A 6,764-nucleotide genomic window follows, 5' to 3' on the forward strand; every position below is an offset into this window, starting at 1 on the left:
CGGCGCGCGGCGCGGTACCGCGCCCCCGAGCACACCCCGCACGACTAGCTCCGCGCCCGCGCCGCCCAACACCGGGCCGGTACACGGTCGCCAGCCCCCCCCGTTTCCGGTCCGTGTTCGGGTGGTCAGTGGCCGGTGCCGCGCAGGCCCCGGTACTGCAGCGCGGCGAAGGCGCCGACGGTGATCGCCTGCATCACCGCCCAGATCGCGCCGGCCACGGTCAACCCGAGGACACCGGTGACCAGGGCGAGCAGACTCGCGACGACCCAGGTCGCGTTGCCGATCGCGACCGCCGCCGCACCGGACCGGTGCACGGGCGACTTCCGTCCGACCACGGCGACCGCGAGGCCGTAGGCGGTGAGAAAGGCGCCGATGGCGAGACCGGCCCGGGAATCGAGGCCGAGCAGCCGTTCCAGCGGCTGCGTCAGCGCGAGGTAGGCGAGGCCGTTCACGGTGGTGACGACGGCGTCGAGGCGCAGCGACAGCCGCAGCAGCGGCTCCCCCGGAGCGAGCAGGGTGGACAGGCGGGACGGGGCGGCGGTGGTCATGGCGGATCTCCTGGTTCGGAAGGGGTGGGTCAGGCGGAGGTGGGGACCTGGTCGAGGAAGCCGTAGACGCTGTCGATGCGGCCGTCGGCGAGGACGGCGACGTCGAAGCCGATCACCACGGGCTCGCCGTCGGCGGGGCCGAGGCCCCAGGTGAAGCGCACCTGGTCGTGGTGGGCGTCGACCGGGCCCGCCAGGCGAAAGGTCCAGTCGGGGAACTGGGTCTGCACGCCGGCGATGGCGGCCTCGAGTTCGGCGTGGCCGGTGACCGCGACGAGCGGGTCGACATAGCGGGCCTCGGGGGTGAACAGGCGGGTGACCGCGGAGCGGCGGGCGCCGGGTTCGCGGGTGTTCCATGCCTCCAGGTACTGCGCGACGACGGTGTTCATCTCGACCTCCGAAATATGCTGTGAGCTGGTGTTTCGCTGGTTGTTCCTGCGATGACACCTACGTTATGGCGCACCGGGGGTCCGTCGAATCAGTCGCCTATAGGTACTTCTCGCCGCGTACTTACCGCCGGTACCGGTACGGCGATACCGTGGTGCGCATGCTGCACGGACGCGAAGCCGAACAGGCCACCATCGACGAGCTGCTGACCGGGGCGCGGGCCGGGCGCAGCGGGGCACTGGTGCTGCGCGGCGAGGCCGGGATCGGCAAGTCCGCGCTGCTGGATTACGCTGCGGCGCAAGGGATTCCGACGGTGCGCAGCGCGGGCATCGAGTCGGAGGCCGAATTGCCTTTCGCCGCACTGCATCTGCTGGTGCGGCCCGGGATGGAGCTGGTGCGGCAGTTGCCGCCGCGGCAGCGCGACGCCATGGAGGCCGCGTTCGGTCTCGGCGACAGCACCCCCGCCGACCGGATGCTGATCGGCCTCGCCCTGCTGACACTGCTGGCCGAGGAGGCCGCCGAGGGCCCGCTGCTGTGCCTGATCGACGACGCGCACTGGCTGGACCGGGCGACGGCGGAGACGCTGTTGTTCGCCGCGCGCAGGCTCGACGCCGAGGGCGTGGTCATGCTGTTCGCCACCCGCTCCGGCCCCGAGGACTTTCCCGCGCCCGGCCTGTCCGAACTGGCGCTGTCCGGGCTGCGTGCCGATGCGGCGGCCGCGCTGCTCGACGCCGGACCGACCCGGCTGACGCCGGCGACGCGGTATCGGTTGCTCGCGGAGTCGGGCGGCAATCCGCTTGCCCTGCTGGAATTTCCGTCGGTGGCCGGCGCGACGGACGACCTGAATCCGCTGCCACTGACGCAGCGACTACAGCTGGCTTTCCACGGCCGGATCGCCAGGCTCCCGGCCGCCACCCGGACGATCCTGCTCGTTGCCGCGGCATCGGGCGCCGGAGACCTCGCGCCGGTCCTGCGCGCCGCCGCGGTACTGGGTGCGGCGCTGCCCGATCTGCAACCGGCCGCGGACGCCGGCCTGATCAACACCGACGGACAGACCCTGACTTGGCGTCACCCGCTGTCCCGCGCCGCGGCGTACCAGGGTTCCGCGCTCACCGACCGGCTCGCCGCCCACCGAGCCCTCGCGGACGCGCTCGGCGGCGGCAGCGACACGGCCGATCTGCGCGCTTGGCATCTCGCCTGTGCCGCAACGGGTCCCGACGAGCGAGCCGCGACCGCGCTCGAGCACACCGCCGATCGGGCCAGGCGCCGCAACGGATTCCACGGCGCGGTCGCCGCCTACGACCGCGCCGCGGCACTGAGCGTCGACACCGAAGCCCGGCTGCGCAGGCTCGTCCTCGCCGCCGAGACCGCCACCGAGGCCGGGCTCACCGACCAGGCCGCCCACCTCGCCGACCGCGCCGCGGCGCTGAACGTCGACACGGAAGCCCGGCTGCGCAAGCGAGCCTTCGCCACCGAGGCTGGACTCACCGACCAGGCCGCCCACCTCGCCGACCACGCCGCCGCGCTGAACGTCGACACCGAAGCCCGACGACGCAGGCGAGCCACCGAGGCCGAACTCGCCGACCACGCCACGCACTCGGGCGACCGGGCGCCGAACGTCGACACCGACGCCCGAACGCGCAGGCGCGCCCTCGCCACCGAGACCGCGCTGACCGGCCGGGCTGCCACGCAGTCCGCCGACGGCGAGTACGACCTGCGCCTCGCGCTGGTACGCGCGCAGGCTGAATTCGCCGCGGGCAAACCGGGTTCCGCACATCGGCGGCTGATGGCTGCAGCGATCGGGTCGGCAGCGAGCGATCCGCGAGGGGCGGCGCGCATCCTCATTCGAGCGGTGCACACGGCCTGGTATCTCGGACCCGCCGAACTTGACGGGGTCGCCGATCTGGCGGCCACGCTGCGGCTGGACGAAGACGATCCCACCACCCCGATCGTGCGGTATCTGACCGGGTCGGTGTCCGGGCATCGCACCGTCGACCTGCGGGACGCGGCGGGTGCCGCCCGCGCCAACGGCGCCGACAGTCCCGCCGACCTCGTCCAGTTGTGCGGCAGCGGGCTGGTCGTAGGACAGGACGACCAGGTCGGCGAGCTGGCCGACGAGCTCATCGGCGAGAGCCGCGAGCAGGGCCGCATCGCCTTGCTCGCGCCGCTGCTGTTCTTCCGGTCCGAGGCCGCGCTGTTCGGTGGACGACCCGGGGAGAGCCGGGCCGCCGCCGAGGAAGGGGTGCGGATCGCCGAGGACATCGGCCAGCCGCAGTGGATCAGTCAGCTCACCGCGTTCCTGGCCTATCTGGCCGCACTGCGCGGCGACGAGCAGTCCTGTCGCGCATACGCCGAGCGCGCGGCGGCCGAGGAGTTCGGTGGAGCGCAGTCGGTCGGGGCGCCGTGGGCGCACGCGGCACTGGCGCTGCTCGCCCTCGGCCGGGGCAGGCTCGAGCAGGCCAGGGCCGAGCTCGAGCACATGACGGTCGAACCGGCCCGGCATCATGTCAGCGGGCTGCGCTGTCTCGCCGATCAGATCGAGGTCGCGACGCGCCTCGGCGCCACCGACCAGGCGACCGAGGCGCTGGCCAGGCTCACGGCATGGTCGGCACGGGCGGGACAGGAGTGGATCGCGGCACTGGCTGCCAGGGGCAGGGCGCTGCTGGCCGACGGACCGGACGCCGAACAGCATTTCCAGGCCGCGCTGGCCGGGAACCGTCCGTTCGACGAGGCCCGCACCCGCCTGCTCTACGGCGAATGGCTACGCAGGGACAAGCGCAAGGTCGACGCGCGCGGGCAGCTGGAACAGGCACTCGAGCTGTTCGACCGGCTCGACGCGACGCCCTGGTCCGACCGGACCCGCACCGAACTGGCCGCGCTCGGGGTGGGTGCCGGCGCCAAGGCGAGCGCGGGCCCGCTCAGCGTGCTCACCCCACAGGAGTCACAGATCGTGCGGCTGGCCGCGCAAGGACTGTCGAACCGGGAGATCGCCGCGCGCTTGGTCCTGAGCCATCGCACGGTCGGGCATCACCTGTACAAGGCGTATCCGAAATTGGGTGTGCTCTCGCGCGGGGAGCTGAGCGAGCTCGACCTAGCGCAGTGAGTGCGCGCGGACGGCGCCGACCGACCAGCGCAGGGCGGCGACGGCGGCCGCGGCCAGCACGGCGGACTGCGCCGAACCGAGGATCAACAGCAGCAGAGCGCCCACGACGAGCCCGGCGACCAGCGCCTCGAGCTTGTAGACCGGCCAGGCACTGCCCGCGATGTCGACCGTCGCGGATGCTGCCGATGGGGTGACCACTGCCATGTACACAGGATAGACGCACGTCGAAGTTCGGGCTACCGAACTTTCGCGGACGGGCTTGTCGGGAACATCACACGACGAGCCATCGTTGTGCAGGTCATGCCACTGACAGGAGAGTACGCACCGAGCACTTCGGACTGGGCCCGCAAGCAGGCCGAGACCTACGAGAACTCCGGCGGAGCCACCGGCACGTCGCTGCAGGGCAAGCCCGTCGTCCTGCTCACCACCAAGGGCGCCAAGACCGGCAAGCTGCGCAAGACGCCGCTGATGCGCGTCGAGCACGACGGTGAGTACGCCGTCGTCGCCTCGCTGGGCGGGGCGCCGAAGCACCCGGTCTGGTACTTCAACATCACGGCCGAACCGCACGTCGAGCTGCGCGACGGCACGGCCACCTTGGACTACACCGCCCGCGAGGTCTTCGGCGAGGAGAAGGCGAAGTGGTGGGAGCGTGCGGTCGAGGTGTGGCCGGACTACGCCGAGTACCAGAAGAAGACCGATCGCCAGATTCCGGTCTTCGTCCTCACCCCGCGCTAGCGTCCGCGCCCACCGAACCCGTCGCCCGGCGGGTTCGGTGCAGGACACGGAGGCGCGCCCTCAGTGCACCGTCCCCGGCTCGGTAGCATTTACCGGGTGTCCCCCATCGCTGACGTCGCCGAAGTGTCCGTAACCCGTCCGCCGCTGACCGCGGATGAGATCGACGCCGCCGCCAAGCGAATTTCCGACATCATCGAGCCGACTCCGCTGCAGTACTCCGCGCGGCTGTCGGCGAGCACCGGTGCGCAGGTGTACCTCAAGCGCGAAGACCTCACCGCGGTGCGCTCGTACAAGCTGCGCGGCGCCTACAACCTGATGGTCCAGCTCACCGCCGCCGAACGCGCGGCGGGTGTCGTCGCGGCCAGCGCGGGCAACCACGCGCAGGGCGTTGCCTTCGCCTGCCAGGCGATGGGCGTGCGCGGGCGGATCTACGTGCCGACCACCACCCCGAAGCAGAAGCGCGACCGCATCCGCGTGCACGGCGGCGAGTTCGTCGAGCTCATCGCCGTCGGCGAGACCTACGACGCGGCCGCCGCGGCCGCCGCCGCCGATGTCGCCCGCACCGGCGCGACCATGGTGCCGCCGTTCGACGACCCGCGCACCGCCGCGGGCCAGGGCACCATCGCCGCCGAATTCCTCGACCAGCTCGGCGCCGCGCCCGACCTGGTCATCGTCCCGGTCGGTGGTGGCGGTTGCCTCGCCGGCATCGGCACCTATCTTCGGGAACGCGCGCCGCGGACCGGTCTGCTCGGTGTCGAACCCACGGGCGCGGCCTCGATGACCGCGGCGCTGGTGGCGCACGGTCCGGTGACGCTGCCCGAGATCGACCCGTTCGTCGACGGTGCCGCCGTGCGCCGCATCGGCGACCTGCCCTACCAGGCGGTGTCCGCGTTCGGCGGAAGCGTGGTCTCGCACGCCTCGCTCCCGCTGCTCACCACCACCGATTCCCCCACCGGCACAGCGGCTTTCCGGATGATGCACGTCGACGAAGGCGCCATCTGCACCGCGATGCTCGACCTGTATCAGAACGAGGGCATCATCGCCGAGCCCGCGGGCGCGCTGGCCACGGCGGCGCTCGCGGAGGTCGACATCGAACCAGGGACCACGGTGGTCGTCCTGGTCTCCGGCGGCAACAACGACGTCTCGCGCTACGGCGAGATCATCGAACGCTCGCTGGTGCACCGCGGACTCAAGCACTACTTCCTCGTCGACTTCCCACAGGAACCCGGTGCGCTGCGCCGCTTCCTCGACGACGTCCTCGGCCCCGACGACGACATCACCATGTTCGAGTACGTCAAGCGCAACAACCGGGAGACCGGGGCGGCGCTGGTCGGCATCGAACTCGGCGCCACCGACGATCTGGAATCGCTGCTGCATCGCATCGAGGAGTCCCCGATCCAGGCCGAGCGCCTGGAACCGGGTTCGCCCGCCTATCGCTACCTCACCTAGGAGCTAGGCGGCCGCGCGGTCGATCTTCGGCCCGCGGCTGCGGGTGGCGTTCGCCCCCGCGACGGCCAGTGGCAGCAGCCAGCCGAGTGCCAGCTGGTCGTAGGGCAGCAGTGCCTGGTCGAGCCGGTTGTGCACGTAGGCGATCGACAGTCCCGAGCTCGGGTCGACCCAGCCGAAGGAACCGCCGAGCCCGACGTGGCCGAAACCGTTCCTGGCGCCGGGCATCGGCAAGGAGTGGTAGCCGAGGTGCCACATCATCGGCAGATAGAACAGGGCGTGGTCGAGCTGGTAGGTCTGCACGCGGCGGATCGCCGCGTGCGTGCTCGGCTGCAGGAACGGGCGACCGTCGACGGTATGGCCGTCGGCCAGCGCCGCGTACATCGCGGCCAGGCCCGCCGCGGTGCACACGCCGTTGCCCGCGGGCATCTCGGTGTCGAGGATCGACCGCGCCTAGCCCGCGGGAAATCTGTGGGGGCCCACGCAGAAAACGCCCCCCGCGGCGGCACCGCGCGGGGCGGGGCTTCGCCTGTCGAGGGCGGCGTGGA

The 6,764-nt window shown here is 72.0% G+C and carries 7 protein-coding genes; 3 read left to right on the top strand and 4 right to left on the bottom strand.

Annotated elements, in window-relative coordinates:
* Positions 1 to 125: 125 nt before the first annotated feature.
* On the bottom strand, positions 126 to 548 hold the full coding sequence (locus ACFWPJ_RS20855) for a hypothetical protein (protein WP_378853718.1): 423 nt from the start codon (positions 546 to 548) through the stop codon (positions 126 to 128).
* A 29-nt stretch (positions 549 to 577) separates the two neighbouring features.
* Positions 578 to 934: a nuclear transport factor 2 family protein gene (locus ACFWPJ_RS20860; protein WP_378853720.1), complete on the bottom strand. Its 357-nt coding sequence runs from the start codon at positions 932 to 934 to the stop codon at positions 578 to 580.
* Positions 935 to 1,092: 158 nt separating this feature from the next.
* Here ACFWPJ_RS20860 and ACFWPJ_RS20865 point away from each other — a divergent pair, with 158 nt between their 5' ends.
* Positions 1,093 to 4,035 (top strand): AAA family ATPase, encoded by a 2,943-nt coding sequence (locus ACFWPJ_RS20865; protein WP_378853722.1) that lies wholly within the window; start codon positions 1,093 to 1,095, stop codon positions 4,033 to 4,035.
* Here ACFWPJ_RS20865 and ACFWPJ_RS20870 read toward each other — a convergent pair.
* Positions 4,024 to 4,239: a hypothetical protein gene (locus tag ACFWPJ_RS20870; protein WP_378853724.1), complete on the bottom strand. Its 216-nt coding sequence runs from the start codon at positions 4,237 to 4,239 to the stop codon at positions 4,024 to 4,026. The genes ACFWPJ_RS20865 and ACFWPJ_RS20870 overlap by 12 nt on opposite strands.
* A gap of 96 nt (positions 4,240 to 4,335) precedes the next feature.
* Here ACFWPJ_RS20870 and ACFWPJ_RS20875 point away from each other — a divergent pair, with 96 nt between their 5' ends.
* Positions 4,336 to 4,770 carry a nitroreductase family deazaflavin-dependent oxidoreductase gene (locus ACFWPJ_RS20875; RefSeq protein ID WP_378853726.1) on the top strand — a complete coding sequence of 145 codons (435 nt, stop codon included), beginning with the start codon at positions 4,336 to 4,338 and terminating at the stop codon, positions 4,768 to 4,770.
* A 96-nt stretch (positions 4,771 to 4,866) separates the two neighbouring features.
* Complete coding sequence (gene ilvA / locus ACFWPJ_RS20880; RefSeq protein WP_378853728.1) at positions 4,867 to 6,219, top strand: threonine ammonia-lyase IlvA; 1,353 nt, start codon at positions 4,867 to 4,869, stop codon at positions 6,217 to 6,219.
* 3 nt (positions 6,220 to 6,222) lie between these two features.
* On the opposite strand, the gene ACFWPJ_RS20885 is transcribed toward ilvA, so the two are convergent.
* Positions 6,223 to 6,645: a serine hydrolase gene (locus tag ACFWPJ_RS20885; protein ID WP_378853730.1), complete on the bottom strand. Its 423-nt coding sequence runs from the start codon at positions 6,643 to 6,645 to the stop codon at positions 6,223 to 6,225.
* Positions 6,646 to 6,764 lie beyond the last annotated feature (119 nt).

The organism is Nocardia sp. NPDC058497, from assembly GCF_042720195.1.
GTDB lineage: Bacteria > Actinomycetota > Actinomycetes > Mycobacteriales > Mycobacteriaceae > Nocardia.